At 55.9% G+C, this 19,605-nt stretch carries 12 protein-coding genes; 3 read left to right on the top strand and 9 right to left on the bottom strand.

What is annotated here, in order from left to right:
• Positions 1 to 431: 431 nt before the first annotated feature.
• On the top strand, positions 432 to 2,138 hold the full coding sequence (locus R3C20_23005; GenBank protein ID MEZ6043378.1) for an FHA domain-containing serine/threonine-protein kinase: 1,707 nt from the start codon (positions 432 to 434) through the stop codon (positions 2,136 to 2,138).
• An 11-nt stretch (positions 2,139 to 2,149) separates the two neighbouring features.
• A complete protein-coding gene (locus R3C20_23000) occupies positions 2,150 to 2,860 on the top strand; it encodes a methyltransferase domain-containing protein (protein MEZ6043377.1) in 711 nt (236 codons plus the stop codon).
• 158 nt (positions 2,861 to 3,018) lie between these two features.
• On the opposite strand, the gene R3C20_22995 is transcribed toward R3C20_23000, so the two are convergent.
• Positions 3,019 to 3,591 (bottom strand): hypothetical protein, encoded by a 573-nt coding sequence (locus R3C20_22995; protein MEZ6043376.1) that lies wholly within the window; start codon positions 3,589 to 3,591, stop codon positions 3,019 to 3,021.
• A 5-nt stretch (positions 3,592 to 3,596) separates the two neighbouring features.
• Positions 3,597 to 4,859 carry a diaminopimelate decarboxylase gene (locus tag R3C20_22990; GenBank protein MEZ6043375.1) on the bottom strand — a complete coding sequence of 421 codons (1,263 nt, stop codon included), beginning with the start codon at positions 4,857 to 4,859 and terminating at the stop codon, positions 3,597 to 3,599.
• Between the two features lie 492 nt (positions 4,860 to 5,351).
• Here R3C20_22990 and R3C20_22985 point away from each other — a divergent pair, with 492 nt between their 5' ends.
• Positions 5,352 to 7,229, top strand: a complete 1,878-nt coding sequence (locus R3C20_22985) for a hypothetical protein (GenBank protein ID MEZ6043374.1) — start codon at positions 5,352 to 5,354, stop codon at positions 7,227 to 7,229.
• A 222-nt stretch (positions 7,230 to 7,451) separates the two neighbouring features.
• On the opposite strand, the gene R3C20_22980 is transcribed toward R3C20_22985, so the two are convergent.
• The 7 genes from R3C20_22980 to R3C20_22950 form a co-directional block, all read right to left on the bottom strand.
• Positions 7,452 to 10,913, bottom strand: coding sequence for an efflux RND transporter permease subunit (locus R3C20_22980; GenBank protein ID MEZ6043373.1), 3,462 nt, complete (start codon positions 10,911 to 10,913; stop codon positions 7,452 to 7,454).
• Entirely contained in the window at positions 10,913 to 13,030 is a 2,118-nt protein-coding gene (locus tag R3C20_22975; GenBank protein MEZ6043372.1) for an efflux RND transporter periplasmic adaptor subunit, read from the bottom strand. The genes R3C20_22980 and R3C20_22975 overlap by 1 nt, the downstream gene beginning before the upstream one ends.
• Positions 13,031 to 13,862: 832 nt before the next feature.
• Positions 13,863 to 15,425 carry a TolC family protein gene (locus R3C20_22970; protein MEZ6043371.1) on the bottom strand — a complete coding sequence of 521 codons (1,563 nt, stop codon included), beginning with the start codon at positions 15,423 to 15,425 and terminating at the stop codon, positions 13,863 to 13,865.
• Between the two features lie 248 nt (positions 15,426 to 15,673).
• On the bottom strand, positions 15,674 to 16,807 hold the full coding sequence (locus R3C20_22965) for an ABC transporter permease (GenBank protein MEZ6043370.1): 1,134 nt from the start codon (positions 16,805 to 16,807) through the stop codon (positions 15,674 to 15,676).
• Between the two features lie 15 nt (positions 16,808 to 16,822).
• Positions 16,823 to 17,512 (bottom strand): ABC transporter ATP-binding protein, encoded by a 690-nt coding sequence (locus R3C20_22960; protein ID MEZ6043369.1) that lies wholly within the window; start codon positions 17,510 to 17,512, stop codon positions 16,823 to 16,825.
• 3 nt (positions 17,513 to 17,515) lie between these two features.
• Complete coding sequence (locus R3C20_22955) at positions 17,516 to 19,072, bottom strand: efflux RND transporter periplasmic adaptor subunit (GenBank protein ID MEZ6043368.1); 1,557 nt, start codon at positions 19,070 to 19,072, stop codon at positions 17,516 to 17,518.
• A gap of 3 nt (positions 19,073 to 19,075) precedes the next feature.
• A complete protein-coding gene (locus R3C20_22950; GenBank protein MEZ6043367.1) occupies positions 19,076 to 19,597 on the bottom strand; it encodes a hypothetical protein in 522 nt (173 codons plus the stop codon).
• Between the last annotated feature and the right edge of the window lie 8 nt (positions 19,598 to 19,605).

Raw genomic sequence — 19,605 nt, 5'->3', positions numbered from 1 at the left:
TGGGGAAAAAACTCCTGAGTCCAGCCGTCAAACTTTTGGGTGCCGGAGCATACGTGACTGATCAGCCGCAATCAAACTTGCCACAGTTACCGGAGACGTTTGTCGAAAGTGGTTTCAAACCGTTCGTGACTGAAAACCCGAAAAGGAGTTCTCGGGATATTGTCTCACCGGGGACTGGTCGCCGGATTGCTGGCTCCTGGTGAACGTACAGACTATGTGAGAGTTAGTTCACCTGCGGGACTCTGACTGCTAAGCTCTCGGGCCATGTAATCAGAATTTTTGAAAAATCACTCGTTAAGCTGAGCGCGAAAGCCGGAAATCCTGTACCGAACACAGGTTTTCAGGGCTAAATTCGACCGAATGTTTTCTACGGAAAACCGACAGCGTCCGAAATCCGAAATCCTACGTCGCACAACTCTGGCAATTGCAGAATGCAGGCACCGGCCGTATCCAGCGAGTTTCTGGAACTGCTTGAAAAAAGCGGGTTGTACACTGCTGCGCAGGTGGTTCGAATTGGTGAGAAACTGGATGTGGACGCGACTGCGCCGGCTCGTGACATGGCGAGGCGGCTGGTCAAAGAGCGAGTCCTCACGCCGTTTCAGGCAGAACGGATTCTTGAGGGGCGTTATCGCGGCCTCGTCATTGATCGTTATCGCATCCGCGAGATGCTTGGATTCGGTGGAATGGGGTGCGTCTTTATCGCGGAAGACCCCCAGGAAAAGCGAAAAGTTGCAATCAAGGTGATGTCGGCAGAACATTCGCTGGATGCGGGGATGCTGACGCGGCTGAAACTGGAAGCCAGGGCTGGGATGCTGCTCCAGCATCCAAACATCATCAAGACATTTCGACTGGACAGCACTGGCGCTGTCTGGTACCTGGTGATGGATCTGATCCGCGGAATCAGCCTTCACGAACTGGTGGCGCTGAAGGGCCCGCTCCCGTGGGCGGCGGCGTGTGATGTTGGCGTGCAAATCGCCAGTGCATTGCAGGAAGCGCACGACCATGGAATTATTCATCGCGATATCAAACCGGCCAACTTCCTTATCGAACAGAACGGGACTGCCCACCTGCTGGACTTTGGCCTTGCGCTGATGGACAACGTGCAGGATGACGAGTTCTCGTTGTCGATGCTGTTTGGACACGATTGTCTCGGGACACCGGACTACATCGCCCCGGAGCAGATTGTTGATAGTCGAAAAGTTGATCCGCGAGCAGACATTTACAGCCTGGGAGCCACGTTGTTTGTTGCGATGACGGCTCGGGTTCCGTTTCCGGACAAGTCCAACAAGGCAAAACTGGAAGCACACAAGACGCGGAAAGTTCGGACTGTCTGCGAGCTTCGTCCTGACATTCCGCCTGCCGTTGGCGCCATCATTGCTCGCATGATGGAAAAGGACCCATCGCGGAGATTCCAGTCGGCCCAGGAAGTTGCGGATGCTCTGCGGCAGCATGCAAAGCGGCAGGACATCTCCTTCGATTTTCGGGAGATCGTAACGCTCCGCGCCAAACAGGCGCGCACCCGGGCGGAAAATACCCCCAGGAAATCGAGGGTGAATCAGCGTTCTTCAATCACGAATGCGTCCGGCTGGCTCAGAAGCCATACAGAGCAGTTATCTGCAGCAGCGGACACATTTGCCAGATCCGAAACGCCGGCCGTTGGTCAGGCTGGCAGTGATCTCGGAATGACAGGACGAAGAGTTCCGGGACAGTCGCAATCCACTTCAGCCAGTCGCGTCCATCAGGCGGCACCGTCCGGCTGGCGGATCCAGTTCATCGGTCAGAAGAGTCGTCTGCCCGTGATGCGGGCGAGAACTTCAATCGGTCGCGGACACGATGCCGACATCGTTGTTCAGGATGGAGATCTGGACGAAATTCAGTGCTGGCTGGAATTTGATGGAAGCAACTGGCAACTCAAGCAGCAATCGCGGGCTTACCCAACGTATCTGAATGGCAGAATTGCTTCATACGGGCCTGTGCGGCATGGTGACGTGCTGACATTCGGAACCCGGAAACAGGGGTTTCGACTGATCAACATCCAACAGCTTGAGAAGATTCGCCAGAGAACTCAGCTGATCACAGTTCTTACCATTGTCGCGGCAGCGATCGCAGTTGTTGCCTGGTGGTGGACGAATCGATAAACGGAAATCATATGCAGTCACTGAAGGATCAGTTCGCGTTCTTTCGTCAATTCAGAGAACGCTTTGAAACGACCGGGGCTATCGCGCCCAGCAGTGGCTTTTTAGCGCGTTCCATGACGCGATTTCTGGCAAATCGTAACAGAGAACAGCCAACGCGTGTGCTTGAAATTGGTCCGGGCACCGGTCCCGTAACCGACAGAATCGTACGACTGCTTGGACCGGGTGATGAATTTGATCTGGTCGAACTGAATGAGATCTTTGTTGAGCGACTGAGAGAACGTTTTCAATCAGATGCCGCATGGAAGACTGTCGCGGATATCTCCAAGGTTCATCAATTGCCGCTTCAGGAATTTGCATCGGACGCTCCCTACGACTTTGTCATTTCCGGATTGCCACTCAATAATTTTCCCGCGGATCTGGTTGCCAGCATTGCGGACGCGTATTTTCGTCTCCTGAAACCGGGAGGTACCCTCAGCTATTTCGAGTACATGTACGTTCGGCCGATTCGCAAGCTTGTCACTCGTGGCGAAGAACAGAAACGCATCGTTCGGATCGATGACATCATGCAGGGGCATTGTGAACGCCACCGAATTGCTCGAGACAATATCTGGATGAACATTCCGCCCGCATGGGTTCAACACTTACAGACGAGTCCGGACGCGGTACTCATACCCGGCGCCAGTTTGAGATCAGGTCCAGAGCCCAGTTCCGACGGTCGGTGAGCCTTTCAGGACCGGAGGCAAGTTTCGAATTCGCTGGTCATCCTGCCTGCAGTCGAAGGTACTGAAACTCAGTTTGCTGGCAATCGGTACCTTTTACGGACGCATCGCCCGATGGCCTCGTGTTCCTCAGCGATCACAGGATTTGGCAATTCTGAGCGTTAATCCTGAGTGTTCATGCGAAGGCCGCGAATCAGGCGAATCTGCGTCCTGCGAAGTTGGTGATATTGCTTCTCGACGTCGGAATACAGCCGATCTCCCGGCCAATTGCAATACGACGTGTGACTGGAAAAATCACCAGCTGCCCACTGGTCAATCACAGGCCGGTAGGCTGCAATGTGTGCCAGGCATTCCTTAAAGACCTGAGGAAATTCTTCGCCGACGATCAGGTCCGCGTTTTCGACAATGACCGCTTCGATCTTGTCATTGAGCGGCATGAAGACCGTCTTCATCCAGACTCGCCAGACTGATTTTTCAGCGTCTGTCGTCTGGCCCTCGACGAAGTAGGCAGACTGCCCGTGAGCCGGCCAGAAATTCTCAGTGAACGCCTTCCAGATATCATTGGATTGGTTGAGCAGCGCGAACAGTGGACCGTACAGGTTCCTCAACTGCGCATTCACCCGCTCAAGCTGTGACTCTCGCCTGGCAACGCTGCGTCCGTGAAGATACGTGAACAGGTAACCGGTGAAGGCAAGCCCGATGGTGACCAGAGTGGAGATGACGTCAGGAGTCATGAACGTTAAGAGCCCTGGAACGCGCTGAAGTCCAGTGTTGCGAAGTAGTCATCTACCGTTTCGGCTCGACGAATCTGTTTGACCGATCCATCTTCGCAAACCAGCAGTTCCGCGCAACGCAGCTTTCCGTTGTACTGAAATCCCATGGCATGACCGTGGGCACCTGCGTCGTGTATCGCCAGCAGATCTCCTCGTTCTACAGCCGGCAGAGAACGGTTGATTGCAAACTTGTCGTTATTTTCGCACAACGAACCGACGACATCCACGACGCGATCGTGTGGTGCATCCTGCTTTCCGATCACGGAAATGTGATGATAGGCCCCGTACATTCCGGGACGCATCAGATTGGCCATACAGGCATCCACTCCAACGTAGTCGCGGTAGATGTGTTTGTGATGAACAGCTTTCGTGATCAGGACACCATGTGGTCCAGTGATCATACGTCCGTTCTCCATCAGTACATTCAACGGATCCAGCCCTGCAGGAACGATCATGCTGTTGTAGAGATCACGAACACCTGCCGCCACACTGTGCAGGTCAACAGGCTGTTGCTCGGGGCGATACGGAATACCGATGCCGCCGCCCAGGTTGACGAATTCCATGCGGACGCCAACGTCCTTGTGGATTCTCACAGCCAGGTCAAACACCATCCGAGCGGTTTCGACAAAGAAGCTACCGTCAAGTTCGTTCGAGGCCACCATGGTATGCAGACCAAAGCGTTGAACGCCCAGGTCCTTCAGGCGGCGATATCCTTCGAACAGTTGTGCTTCGGTAAAGCCATACTTCGCTTCCTCGGGCTTGCCGATGATGACATTGCCTTCGCGAGCGGAACCGGGGTTGTAACGAAAACACAGTAAATTCGGCAGACCGGCGGATTCCTGCAGGTAATCGATGTGTGTGATGTCGTCCAGGTTGATGATGGCACCAAGGTCACGAGCGGCCTTGTATTCGTGCGCGAGCGTATTGTTTGATGTGAACATGATGTCTTCACCAGTCATGCCCACTCGCTCAGACAGGATCAGTTCTGCGAGACTGGAGCAGTCCGCGCCAAGGCCCTCTTCGCGACAGATTTTCAGCAGGTGAGGATTCGGTGTCGCTTTGACTGCAAAGTATTCCCGAAATCCCGGGCACCAACTGAATGCATCTTTCAGTTCGCGTGCAGTGCTGCGGATCCCGCGTTCATCATAGAGATAGAACGGGGTCGGGTAAGTTTCAGCGATCCGGCGAATCAGTTCGTCGGAAAATGGCAGAGATTTCTTGGTGGTCATGGGCTTCAGGTTTCAGTTCTTTGTTTGCCTTCAACTGGTCGCAGCAGGATGACCCCGGTGGGGTAATGGTTCGACCGGTGGTTGCACAGATTCTTAACAGAAGTCGACATGCGACTGGAAGCATCGTTTCAGGTTCCGGGCGGGAAGTTTGGCGACCGTTCCAACGGAATTCAATGAAGCGCCTCTCCGGACCGCACGACAGCTATATTTGGGACATTGAACGCTGGAACTGGCAAATTCCCCACTTTCGCGTCCAAATCAGACGACTGAACCGGCATGCTGACCCGATCGACTGATGAGACCGGATCGGGAATTGCGCCCGATCGTGCGCTTTGCGAAGGGTTAGCGAACGTGTGAGTTGGCGGGGTTCCATGGTTTTTGCCGAGTACTTCTGGCATTCGGATGAGATGAACCCCAACATATCCGTTTGGGAATAAGATTCAGCTCCTGTGAGTTTGGGACAAAAAGGCCATGCGTTCAGGTTGTTTATCCGTGGCTGTTCTGGTCGCTGTTGCCGGGGTTTCGGGCCTCTTTGATGTCGCTCGCGCTCAATCCGGCGATGACGCCATGGAAAAGCGATTTCAATTTGTACAAAAAACGCCTGCCGGTCTGTTGAGAGCCGCGTACACAGCGCAGCGGCTGGAGCGACTGGACGAAGCGAAGAAACTGCTCGAGATCCTGCTCGCATCACAACCCTCGGCCGGTGAGCTCAGAAAATTGCGAGAAGAATTCGGTGTCGGCGTTTTTCTGACGCTCAACGCCAACCCGGATCTGCAGCCAGAGGCAAAGTCGCTCTTAACTGCGGTCAATGAAGCATCGCGAACTTATGCCGCCTCAGATGCCCGGCTTTTGGATCTTTGTCAACAGTTGGGAAGTTCCGGTCCGCAGGCCAGTGAGGCTATCGTTGAGATCATCGCCGCAGACGATCGAGCTGTTGCCCCTTTGCTGGCGAACGATGTTAATTCGCCGCAGGGGAAAATTGCTCAGCGAATCCTCGAAGAACATGCGCGATCCATGCGGTATGGACTCCTGGCTGCCCTGGAGTCTGCTGACGACCAGGGGCGATCACGCATCCTGAAGTTACTGGCAACCACGGCCGACCCGAGTATTGCAAAACGATTGCTTCGCTGGCGATTCGGCGCAGATGTCTCTGCTGAAACGCAGCAGGAGGCAGCCAATGCCCTGACTATTCTGAATAGTGCATTTGAGGCTTCTCTGGTATCGCTCGTGCCGAACTCCAGTCTGGCTGTCGAAAATTCAGATGCCGCGGTTCGTTTGCTGCAAAAGGAAGTTTACCGACGGCTCGAAGCCTCCGAAGAACGGTTTTCGGTAACGCATGTCGCAGGAGTTACGAGACAGCAGAAATCAGCGGACACGAAAGCAGAACTCATCAAGGAGGCACTGGATTTCGCCCACGATGCCGAGCGGATTCAACCCGAAAGCAGCGTAGCGAAATCGCTGACCGTCTTGTGTGAGTCAGCGGCACGGCCAATCGCATTCTCGCCTGGTGACGACGGGGCGAGCCCGTTGGATGGACCTCTCGACGCTCAATTGAAGGCTCTTCATGCAGCGCTGCAAATCCCTGTTCCGGGGGCGGCCGTTGCGCTGCTGCATTCGCTTGAATCTCAATTCACAGGTGATTCTATCAGTCCTGAATTACCCACCTTGCTGCGGCAGGCAACACTCGCCGTCGATCCTCGCGTTCGAGTTGTTGCAAGTCAGATTCAACTCAGCCGCAATCTCCATCAGCTTAACAGTGAGCCCGCGTTAAGAGTCCTGAGGAACATCTCCGGGGGAAGCATCAGGCCAGAAGCGGTCGTTATTGAAGCTGATGCTGGTCGTCTTCCGGGATTAGCCGCCCGACTTGAAGATGCGGGTTATGCAACGCAGGTGAGCCGAACCGGGGCTGATGGTTTCACGCTGGCATCTGAACAGTTGAATTGCGAGTTGATCCTTGTCAGCAGCAATTGCATTGAATGGGATTTGTCACCCACTATCGCCAATCTGAGAGCCGACATTCGCACTCAGAATTGCCCCATTATCGTTTACGGACCTTCAAGAGCCCGAGCGTCGGTTCGACGGCTGATCGAGCGTTATGAAGGTGTTTGGTTTATGGATGAACCGTTTGGTAATCTGACGCGCGAAGAGAGCGCTCGACTGCAGAACGAACTCATGAAAACCGGGTTGCTGAAACAAGCCGATGACAGTGATTCAGCCGAACCCACTGGTGGCTCAACGGAGATGACATTCATCGAACGCCTGAGAATCGCAGGCGTTCCCGAACCGTTGATATCGTCCGAGGAACGCGCTGTGATGATTGACCTGGCTCGCTCCGTTCTTCAGCCCGAAAATGTTCAGGCGACACGGTAGAACGCGTTTCCACTCGCGGTCCCCATTTCCAGCAGTGTCCCCCCTCGACAGGTGGATCGGAACATTGCCAGACGCTTCGCCGCCAAATGGATGGATCGCACCTGTCGAACGCTCTTGTCCGGAGCTCCTGTTGCAGCGTGATTTCAGGAAGAGCCTGCACGCCGGACAACGCGCTGCATGGCTGGAGTTGAATGTGTGGTTGTCACTGCTTGTGAGTGTTTGTTAGTGAGTGTCGCTGGCGGGAGCGGTCAGTCTGAATTCCATGTACCAGCAGAACAGCACCGGGACGACAAACAGCGATACGAGTTCAAAGAACATGCCGGAAAAGACGGGCAGCGCCATTGCGCGGGCCACGTCGGCACCACGTCCTGTCGCTGTCATCACAGGCAGCAATGCGCCGAAGGTGGTGAAGGCCGTCATTAAACACGGTCGAATGCGACGCTGGCCAGCTTCTGTGGTCGCGAGTCGAAGGTCTGCGATTGATTCCGGCTTTCGGCGTATGAACAGCTGTTGCATATAGGTAGCGATCACGATGCCATCGTCTACAGAGATGCCAAACAACGCGATAAAACCGACCCAGATCGCGGTGTTCATTTCAGTCCCGGCGATGCCCAGACCGATCATGCCGCCAGCAAATGCGACGGGCACCTGCAAAAAGATGATGAGTGCGATCGTTAAGTTTCGGAATTCCAGATAGATCAACAACAGGTTTGTCAGGACAACGAGCGGAATGATGAGCATCAATCGCTCATTTGCCTCGATTTGGTTCTGGAATGAGCCAACCGGGGCGAGTGAATAGCCTGCGGGCAGATTCAGAGCCGCTGGATTGTCGTCGGGAAGGGCCTGTGCACTACGGAGAGCGTTCTCGACGTTTTCGACCGTTTCAAGATCTCCTGCGATGCCTGATGGAGCGAACGAAACGTGGGCGACCAGTCGAGCATCTTCGCTGTTGATCATACCGGGCCCCCAGGTCGTCTCCATCTTCGCCAGACGAGAAAGGGCCACGACTTCGCCGGTTGGCGTGACAACAGGAAGTTCATCGAGCTGATCGAGACGTTCCCGCATGTTTCGCTGATATCGGAGCCGAATCGGATAACGTTCGCGACCTTCAATTGTGGTCGTAAGGTTCATGCCACCGAGTGCGGTTTCAACGACCTGATTCACCATCATTGTCGTCATACCGAACCGGGCAGAGGCTTCACGATCAACTTCAAACTCGACGTAGGGCTTGCCCATGACGATGTCGGGATTCACCGTAGCGGGATTAACGTACGGACTTTGTCGGAGCTGTTCGGCTACCTGAAGAGAAGCTTTCGCGAGTCCTTCCAGGTTGTCGCCGAAGATCCGAATCGCCATCGATGCCTTGATGCCGCTCTGGAGCATCACAACGCGTCCTTCAATCGGCTGAAGTGGAGATGCGGGGGTGACCCCGGGAAGCGTTGCGACAGCAGTGATTTCATTCCAGATGTCTTCGATGGTGACGCCGTCTCTCCATTGGTTGGTGGGCTTGAGCATCACATAAGTTTCGATCATCGCGGCCGGTGCTGGATCGAGCGCCGATTCGACCCGTCCGATCTTGCCGAGTACATTTTCCACTTCCGGAATCTCACAAATGAGCGCATCCTGCGTCTGCAGCACCTGCATCGCTTCACTGAAACTGGCAGCCGGGTACAGCGTTGGCATATAGAACCAGCTGCCTTCGTCCAGAGCGATCCAGTCGTCGCTTCGCAATCCCGGGAAAGAGTGCTTCAATGCGACGTATCCCGGAAAATCATTTGGTTCGGCTCCCAGCCGGCGGCTGACCCATTCAAAAGGGCTCAGCACCGCGGGCATTCCGATCCATGCCCCCATTCCAAGTACGACGATGATCAGCGGCATCGCGGCAAAAGCCATCTTGTGATTCAGGAAGAAACGCAGCGTGGGGGTGTAGAAAAACAGAATCAGTCGACTGGTTGGGTTCCGTTCGATGGGTCGGAGCCGTTCCCGGGACAATAACAATACCATGCCCCCGGCGAAGGCTGCTGCGATGACAGCCGATGTCGATTGATCGACAGGCAACTGAGCGCTCAGGTCCGGATTCCAAAGCAGGGGGACAGCAACGATGCCCGCCCCGGCCGCTATGGCAGCTGCTGACCAGCGCAGGTGAGTCTTCCATCTCGTTGTGCGAAGCAGCATTCGGCACAACAGTGGTACCAGAAAAAGTGCGACAAGGATGGCAGCGATCATTGCGAATGTCTTCGTCCAGGCCAGCGGAGCAAACAGCTTGTAGTCGCGCCCGGTCAGGAAGAAAATTGGCAGAAAGCTGACGATCGTCGTCGTGACACCGGTCAACACGGCCGACGCGACTTCTTCTGTGGCGTCAATGACAACCTGTTCCCGGCTCTTCTCATTCTGCAGTTGCGGATCAGCCTCCCATTCCACCAGATGCTGGTAGATATTTTCGGAGATGATGATTCCAAGATCGGCGACCTCGCCAATAGCGATTGCGATCCCGGCGAGCGACATGATGTTTGCGTCGATGCCAAAAGTCTTCATCCCGATGAACGAGACTAAGACCGCCAACGGCATTGTCACCGCGACGACGATGCTTGCTCTGAGGTGCAGCAGGAACAGAACGATGACCACCAGAGTAATCACCAGTTCTTCCCGAAGTGCGCCGGTCAGCGTTCCTACAGTTTCATCGATCAGGCCTGTTCGATCGTAGATCGCGCGAATCCTGACGCCCCCCAGACTCGGTTCGATCTGATCGATTTTTTCCCGCACGCGAGCGATTACATCGCGCGGATTCTGACCAAATCGCATCACGACCACCCCGCCTACGGCCTCGGACCCATTCAGGTCGATCGCCCCCCGACGGAACTCTGGACCGATTTGCACCCGACTCAGATCGCGAATTCGGACCGGTACACCCTCTCGTGAAAGTACGACCGTTTCCTCAATATCATGGATCGCCTGAGAAGGATCCCGATCCGCGCCTATGGTTCCGCGGCCGCGGATGATGTATTCCATGCCGGTTGCTTCGACCGTTCTGGCTCCCACATCAATGTTCGAACTGCGGACTGCCGTGACAAGTTGATCGAGGGTGACATTGTGGAAGCGAAGACGGTCGGGATCGACTTCGATCTGATAATTTCGAACGTAACCGCCCACGCTGGCGACCTCGCTGACGCCTTCGACGGACTGCAGGTCATACTTGATCACGAAGTCCTGCAGACTGCGGAGTTCGGCAAGGTTCATTCCAGGAGGGGGCTCCAGGACATAGTAGAAGACCTGGCCCAAACCTGTGGCATCCGGGCCAAGCGTTGGTACAACCCCTTCCGGAAGCGCTGCAGCCGCGGTTCCCAGCTGTTCCAGAACGCGCGACCTGGCCCAGTACAGATCGATGTCGTCCGAGAATGTGACCTGCACAAAGCTGTAACCGAACATGCTTCGGCCACGCACGCTTTCAGCATTCGGGACAGCAAGCAGACTCACGGACAGCGGGTATGTCAGCTGGTCTTCGACGTCCTGGGGAGAACGACCAGGCCATGCGGTGAGAACAATCACCTGGTTCTCGCCCACATTGGGAATCGCATCAATCGGGACAGTCTGTGTCGACCAGACGCCGAAGCCGACGACAAACGCAAGTGCGACCAGCACGATCAGCGGTTCGCGAATGCAAAAGCGAATGAGTGCTGCCAGCATCACGGTTGCTCCTGATCATTACCGGATGACAAATCATTACCGGATGACAAATCTGAGTCGGGGTCTGATGATGGGGCCTTGGTTTGCACCGGCAACTCCCGAACAACCAGGCCGCAACGTGGCATATCAACGGCTCGGTATGGATTCCGGAGTTCTGATCCGGACTGCAGCCAGTCGCCGCCTCCGCCTTCCACCATCGGACAGAACATCTGAAAGACCGGATCAGAAGCCTGTTCCCCGCGAGCCTGAGTGGCGATCGTTACGATCGCGTGGCTGATCGGCCGAAACGCTTCGAGTCGAGCTTCATCGATAGACAGGTGGTGCAGGTGCTCGCTGCGCTCTGCAATCGTCCGCAGCAGTCGGTGCGTGGCTTCGTTGAGTTCCTCGCTTTTCGCGAGTAATGTTGCCAATTCATGAAGTGCCCCGGCATCTGCCGGCTGAGGAACTTCGTTGTTTGCGAGCGACTCGAAAATTCGAAAGTAGGCCTGATAAAGTACTTCGAGTTGCCGACCGGCAACGCCGCCCACGGGCGCCACCGTGATGGAATCAAAACTAAGCGGTGTGTTGCGTTCGTTTTGCCTTGCGATGGCTCGGGTGGGATCAATCAGACTGGGTTTGCCAGCCAGTTGCATTTGCGAGTCGATGAGAAAGTTACCGGCTGTTGCGACCATCTCGCCCTCGCTGAGTCCGTCGACCACAATGACCTGGTCCCGCAGGATGGGGCCGATTGTGACGACCCGAACTTCAAAACGCCCCTGTTCCTCTTCGACGTACACCACGCTGTGCGAACCCGCCATCAGCACGGCCGAACGCGGGATGACCAGAGACGCGGGCTGTGCGACTGGATGTTCTGAGTAGCCGTAGCGTGTGGTGGGAACAAGGTCCATGCCGCAAATGGGACATGGGCCCGGTTGATCTCGAATGATCTGCGGATGCATCGGGCTGATCCACTTACCGGCCAGTTCTGAATCGTAGGCTTCTCCCTGCGGCCCGATCGGCACCGTGATCGTCGCACTGGCGTAGTCGCCGGGGCGTAGTCGCTGATCTTCATTGAGGAATTCAACGCGAACTCCCACCGTGCGTTTCCGGGGGTTGACGGTTGGGTCGATGAACCCAACGCGACCTTGTAACAGTTCACCAGGTAGTGATTGGATTTCGGCCGTGACCTGTTGTCCGAACCGTATTCGTGAGGCGTCTTCCGGAAAGAGCTCAAGCATCAGCCATACTGTTGTGAGATTCGCCACCTTGTAAATTGGTTCTCCGGCATCAACGTAATCTCCCTCGGCCGTCAGTTTTTCGATGACTGTCCCTCCGATTGGAGCGTAGATCGTCAGTCGCGATTGCGCTTGGCCGGTTTTCTCCAATGCCTCCAGCTGATCATCTGTCATGCCGAGTTCGACGAGTCGACGCCTGGAATTCTCAACGAGCTTCTCTTGTGTCTCACGTACAATTTCGAGTTCGCTCAATGTCGATGTGGAAAGAGCTCGGCGAGCTTCGACGTATTCTACCTGTGCTGAATAAAGGTCCGGGCTGTAGACAACCGCGAGGTGATCTTTTTCACCAACTACGACGCCGGTGTAGTCGGCGAAGAGGCGTTCGATCCGGCCTGAGGTATACGACGAGATTGTCGACATTCGACTTTCATCGATCGCAATCGACCCAACGGAGCGGATTTCGGCGTTGACCGGGATCAGCCGTGCGGGCTCCGTCTGAATGTTGGCAAGCCGGCGCTGCGCAGTTTCGATCTGTACGGAAAGTTCATCGAGGTCTGCACCGCCGCCGGAAGCGGCGACCAACGCCATGCCACAGATAGGACATCGTCCCGGACCAGGCTGCCGAATCTGTGGATGCATTGGACAGGTATGAATCTCCGAGTCATCGCTGTTTGCCGAAGAAGTGAATCCGCCGGCAGAAATCCAACCCATTCGTTGCGCCAGGCCGATGCCGGCGATGAGTGCTGTTCCCACGGCCAGCAGCAAACCGGCAGAAAACAGATTCCTCATCCACCAGATGCCCGACTTCCGAAGTCGTCCTGGATTCGTTGCAGAATCGGGTAGCTTCGAAGCTGATCCATCAGCCGTTTGCTGTGAGACTGCGTCCTGTTTGCGATCATTCATGGTCGCTGCCCATTGCTGAAAGAACAGATTCAAAGAAAGGCGGACTGGCCGCGCACAGCACCGACGGGCGGGAACCGTGCCGGAAAGAGTGCCGCGGCCAGCCGCACGTCTGAGTGATTCACGTGCGAAACTGAAGCGGAAGCGAGGGGTTACGTTGCCCGGCGAAACGATCACGATGCAATGACGGACCGTTCGGGCAACTCAGTCTGCGCGGCGTTCGAAAAGGCATACAAATGATCGAGCGCAGCGCGCACCCTGAGTGTCAGGACGTCTAAATGACCTGAATGCAATGCCGCAGGCAGAGCCCACCCGAAAGCATGGATGGACGCAGCAGTGTCGCAGAATCAAGAACGGGGTGGGACGAGAGTGGCGTCACCGCCTCGTCGTTTATCGTGACGCAATACTGGCTGGCCTGGAATTGGATGTTTCTTTCAGGAACATTTGAAGCCGGAACGATCGGTTCCGATTGCGGGTGGGAACAGTGGCAAACCCGACTCCCTTTCAGCGTTGCCTGATTGCCCGAGCAGCAACACGCTGGAGTCTGTTTGCAGGCCGGAATCGTCCCGTTTGAACCAGACTCAGAGATTGTTCCCGGACAGCCGATGGCAGACAAATCAAGCGCACCGGCAGCAAGCATCCCTGAGATTGTCAGGAGCACAGCAACGAAGCGACATGAATGCCACCGGGTTGTCATCATGAATTCCGATAAGTCAGTATTCGCACGGGAACGATGCCGCAATGCTAACCAGGGATCATTCACGAAACAAGACGGGGACTCGAATCGGGTGATTGGTCTGCCTGCGACAGATTGCGCGGAGAGCAGGATTTCCGTTTATTCGCTTTGTGTTTGGAGCAAATCTGCAGACGTGACTGCCCTGTCAGAGTGCTCCGGTGAAAGGTCCTGCCCCACTGCCTGCTGAATGCGCGCCGTGGCGGTTGCCATCTGGCCAATGGCCCGGTGATATCCAAGTTCCAGCGCCAGGAGGTTACGGATGTCCTGAATCACGCGATCCAGATCGACGGTCCCATTTGCCAGGGCTTGCTGATCGGATTCGAGCGTCTGCCGGGCCTGAGGAAGGATTGTCGACTGATACAGAGTGGCTGTCTCATGGGCAGCCACAGCCTGTTCCCACTGATCCCGAATGATCGCGTCGAATTCAAGACGCAGGTCTTCCAGCGAAGCGTGCGAGGCTGCGTGTCTCCATGTCGCCTCGTCCTGCATTGCGTCGTACTTTTGTCTCTGAAGCGGAATGCTGACTTGGGCTCCAAGCGACCAGGCGTCGCGGCCGACGTCGACGGTGCCTGATGGCGGCCGATTGTTTTCAATGTAGTGCCACGCCGCACCGATCGACACATCCGGTCGACGATGCAGTTTCGCCACTTCAATTCCCCATCGAGTCGCAGACGCTTTCAGATGTGCCGCTGCGATGAGTGGCTGCTGCTGCCACGCCGCCTGTCTTAGCATTTCGTAATTCCAGTTGGCCAGTTCGACTGGCAGTTCATTCGGGATTGCGATGGGATGAGCAGCGGGACGACCTGCCAGCCGGTTGATTTCTGCGGTCGTGGATACGATTTGTTGCTGCACCGAAATCGAACGTTCTTTCAGTCTTCCAAGTTCGACGGTCAGCAGTGTGACGTCCCCGGCAGACCCACGATTAAGTGCCAGCCTTGCAGTGACGATTTTTGTCAGCGATTCGATGAGCTGCTGATTTGCTGCGATTGTTTGCCGTTGTCGTTGCAGCACGTAGAGCCTGGCCCAGCGAACACGAAGTTCCCCAATGATTCTCACTCGTTCCGCTTCGTACTCCTGCTGCAGGGACATCGCTTCGTAGCATGCCTGCTGAGCCTGGGCATCAAGGCGTTCGAGCCACGGAATCATTTGCATGACTGTCAGATTGGCTCGTTGAGAACCGGCAGCTGTTTCGATTGGATGACCAAACACATTCGCACCAACCACAGGATCCGGCAATTTGTCGATATACCGGGTCTTCGCCCAGGCGGCCGCCGTCTGTTGGTGCAAACGTCGTAGTCCTGGATGGGAACCAGCGGCCATCATCTCCAGGGTAGGCAGGTCAACCGTGGTAGTTTGACTGGGCCAGTCGTCGGAATCAGCGAAGATTGCGTTTTCGGACGGGCTGGTTTCCTTTTGATCGTTGCTGCGGCTGTCTGCCAAATCGTCGGTGTGGGCAACCTGACAGATTACCTGACCGGGAGCAGCCACATTCTGTTCTTCACGAGGCAGTGAATGACGCTCATAAGCAACCGGACTCAAGTGTTTTGTCGCCACGGAAGATCCATGCGTGCGACAGCCGGCGAGCAGTACCAATAGGAACAACGCGATCGGCGTAAGGCGTTGCTTGTGCCCAGGGGCACAAGTATCGTCAATCCATTCCATGTCACACATCCCTGCGTATCCATACACGCGAGTCAGCCACCCGTCTTCAATAAGGCGAATCGCTGAATTGGCATGGCACGGTTCCCGATTTCTCTATCGGCCGCTCCAGAATGTTGAAGTAGATTGGATGCCCGGCTCCGTGTGGTCGTCTGCGATGGATCCGTGAGGATTGAATGTCTTAGCGATTGTAGGGAATCCAACGGTGCCAAACGATCTCCCCGGAACAATACTCAAGGCGACATCGACACTTATTCCTGCCTCAGTGCTGCTACAATGGGCACCGTCGAAGCCTGAATCGCAGGTGCGATGCCAGCTGAAATACCAACGAGCAGGGACACGCCCAAACCAGTTGTGAGCAAACTGAGCGATGGTCGGAATGCAATGGTCGCTCCTTCGGCACCGATCGCGAAGCCTCCGCAGGCAAGCAAACTGTTTGCCGCCAGTGTTCCCGTCAGACCTCCGATCAGGCACAGAATTGTGCTTTCGGCAAGGACCAGTCGCATCGTTCGCATTGGTCTCACACCGATCGTCTGCAGTACGGCGTATTCCTTCAGGCGGTCCTGAACGCTCATCACGGTGGTTGTTGCCACCAGCGACAGCACCAGTCCGACGCAGGCGTAGCCCAGCCAGTGGGCAAAGCCAATCAGATCAACGAGGTCCGACAGTGTGCTGGCCTGGAATGCGCCCTTACGTCTCGTGGTGGTAGCAACGGGGCCGGCGCGTAACACGCGGTCGATTTCGGCGGCCACCTGATCCGGGTCCGCTTCAGTCGTCAGCAGCACTTCATGTTGTGTGACCAGGCCCGCAGCATCCAGTCCGCGTGTGTACTGGAGAAACTGAAGACTGGTGTAGATCAGGTTCTCTTCCGCAGGAACCGAAGATGCAAAGATCCCGGACACATGCACGGAAACGTCGCCAATTGAGAATTGATCACCAATAGATAGCCCCCGTCGCTGAGCCACATTCCGTCCAACGATGGCTGCATCGCGCCGTGCCTGAAAGTCGCCCCACGAACCTGTCAGCAATTTGACCGGACGCGACTTCTGAATTTGTTCAGGGGCAGCGCCGTTGAACACAACAATGTCCAGGCTGGCTCGACAATTATTGGTCCAGACCTGGATTGGCATCACATCACGCACGCCCGGCAATTGCAGAATCTGTCTCGCATAGTCTTCGGGCAATCGACTGCTGGTCGGGCAGAAGCGGTTCTCCTGAAAAACAATCAGGCTGCGATCAGCATCCGCGCCGGTGGTCAGTCGACGAAGTCCTTCCTGAACTGAGCCAACGAAGCAGAAGACGAACATGGCCACAGCGGCTCCGGACACAGTCAGAAGACTCCGCGTGCGATGTCGCCACAGGGTTTTGAAAACATACGTCAACATAGGAATTCGTTCGCGTCAGACGGTCGTAGTGGCTGGCTCCAGGAACTTTCCCCGATCCAGAATCAACAGTCGGGACGCGATGCTTGCTACGTCGCGGTCATGGGTCACCATCAGAATGGTGATGTTCAGTTCGCGATTAAGACGCTGCAGCAACACCTGAATCTGCTGACTCGTTTCCGTGTCGAGACTGCCTGTTGGCTCGTCGGCCACGACCACTTTGGGATGGGCGACAATTGCGCGAGCAATTCCCACCCGTTGTTCCTGACCGCCGGACAGCTGTCGGGGATAATGATGTGCTCGATCGGTGAGACCGACCGCTTCAAGTGCCAGTTCCACGCGCTGATGGCGTTCGGTTGAGGAAAGTTTCAGCAGCAGTGTTGGTAACTCCACATTCTCATATGCGGTGAGCACGGGTATCAGGTTGTGCGTCTGAAAAATGTAACCAAGATTTGCAGCACGCCAGTCGGCCAGTCGACTGCGAGACAGGCTGGAGATTTCGGTTCCGGCCACAATGATTCGACCGGAATCCGGTTGGTCGATGCCGCTGACCAGATTCAGAAGAGTACTCTTTCCGGTTCCACTCGGTCCCATCAGCGACACAAACTCTCCCTCATCAATCTTCAGGCTCACGTCGTCAAGGGGTGTGATGGTTTCACCACCTTTCGTAAAGCATCTGGTGACGTTCTGCAGTGCGACGAGTGGCATATTCTATTTCTCCACACCGATCTTTGGATCTTCTTCACGAATAACAACTGTTTCGCCGGGGTTCAGCTCGCTGGTTGCCGAGGCAATCAGCTTGTCTGTCTCGTTCAGACCAGCGGTCACTTCGACAAGTCCGTTCCGGCCGTCGCCACCGAGTGTCACGGTCCTGAGGGTCGCCAGGTTGTTTTCGTCAACGAGCCAAACCATCGATCCGGAATCGTTCGAGGACACGAGCTGCCCGGGAACAAAAATTCTGTCGGTTTCGAGGGGTAATTCGGGGGGCGTGTTGGATCTCGGAGCAAGAAACGTCGCCGTGACCAGCATCTCCGGGCGTACGGTCGAAGGCGGATCGATCAGTTCGACTTTGACTTCCAGGGTGTTCTTTTGAATGTTGGCCGTACTGGTCGACTGAAGCACGGTGCCATTGATCGGATGGAACGAAGAGGCGGTTTTAATTTCGACCGGTGCTCCCGGCGTAACCAGCGGAACGTCTTCGAGGCGCACGTCGGCTCGCACCTGAAGTCGCGCGGGATCGTACATTTCCACCACGGTACTGGAATTCTGTCCGGCCGTTTGTTCAAGCCCCATCATACGCGTCCCGGGCGAAGCCAGTAGTCGCAGCACGCGGCCGTCCATTGGCGCACAAATCTGCATGCGTTGAAGCGTGAGTTCGGCCTGCCGCAGTCTGAGTCCTGCGTCGTCGCACGCGGCTGTGGCCGAGTTAACTTTGGCACGCGCTTCGCCGACCTGTCGGTGCTCCTCTATCAACAGGCCCAACTGTTCTTCCAGTGCCTGCACTTTCTCCTGAAGAGCTTCAATTTCCCGCTTCAGATTGGGAGCACGTGTCTGTAACTCTTCGAGTTCCGCTCGAGCGGTCAGGTAATCCCGTTCCGACTGCAGTACGACTACCTGTGGAATGCTCTCTCCCGCATTTCGTTTCCCTTCAAAACTGCGGCGGGTGAAATCCACCGTAGCCTCGGCAGCTCTGATTACGAACGGCAGTTTCTGACTGTCTGTTATCGTTTTTGCCAGTAGACTGCGAGCCTCAGACAGCGGAGCTTTCAGGTGCAGGGGATTGTTAAGTCGTGACTCAGCTGCCTTCAGTTCCGCCTGCGCCCGCTGCAGTTCGCCTTCGCTAAGTGCCAGCGACGCGCGGGCCTGCTCGACAGCAATTTCAGCGTCGACAGAAATCAGCCGGGCAATCGTCTCTCCCCGTTTCACTTCCTGACCTTCAACAACCAGAAGCTCTTCAATCACTCCCGGTGCCAGCGCAGGGACGCTGACGGACGTTGGTCTTGGTTCGATCCAGCCGGCCGCCTGAAATAAGGCCCTGCCAGCCTGCTGAATCTCGCTCCGCTGCACAATGACAGGCACGACGGTCACAGACGTACCCGGCAGGAATTGACGTCCACTTGCGGCAACGATCAGTCCCACGAAACCAGCCAGAATGCTCAAGGGCAGGACGTACCGCAACAACCTTCGTCGGCGTCGCGGCTTCCCGCTTGTTGAAGAATGCGAACGATTGAGCGCCAGATTTCTTAGGTCCAGTTGCGTGTCGCTCATGGTTTACTCGCCGGGTCGAACAAAAATCTGATGGGTGGCAATTGTCAGATTTCCCCGGTCGTCACGTTCTGCCTTACCTCGAACAACGACGGTCGAAAGTTCCCTGACGCCCAGTAATTGGCGAGCATCGCCGGACACCGGATTGCCTGCGTCATCCACGACCTTCACTGTGGCGATGTTGCCTTTGACCTGATCCTGCGTGCAGCAGTAATCCCACGGAGTTGGGCAACCTTCGTCCGGGGCACAGTGCGGTACCTTCGGGTCGACAATCGTAAACGCAGCCAATCCTTCGACGAACGGCTCGGACGATCCGCCAATTCTCCCAACCAGCGTCACATCCTGTGTATCTTCAGCGGATTCACGGGCGGCTCCGACCGGGATAGCGTCGGCAGGTTCCATCATCGTGACAAACTGAGCACCTTCGGCAGCGGGCTTCGACGAGGCCTCGGGGCTGCCCATATTGGACGTTCCGCATCCCACGGAGAGTGTCAGCACACATACGAATATTCCATTCAACACTTTCATTTCCGTTC

The organism is Planctomycetaceae bacterium, assembly GCA_041398825.1.
Classification (GTDB): Bacteria; Planctomycetota; Planctomycetia; order Planctomycetales; family Planctomycetaceae; genus F1-80-MAGs062.
Note: the sequence above shows the minus strand (reverse complement) of the source record. Positions and strands in the feature narration are given on the sequence as shown.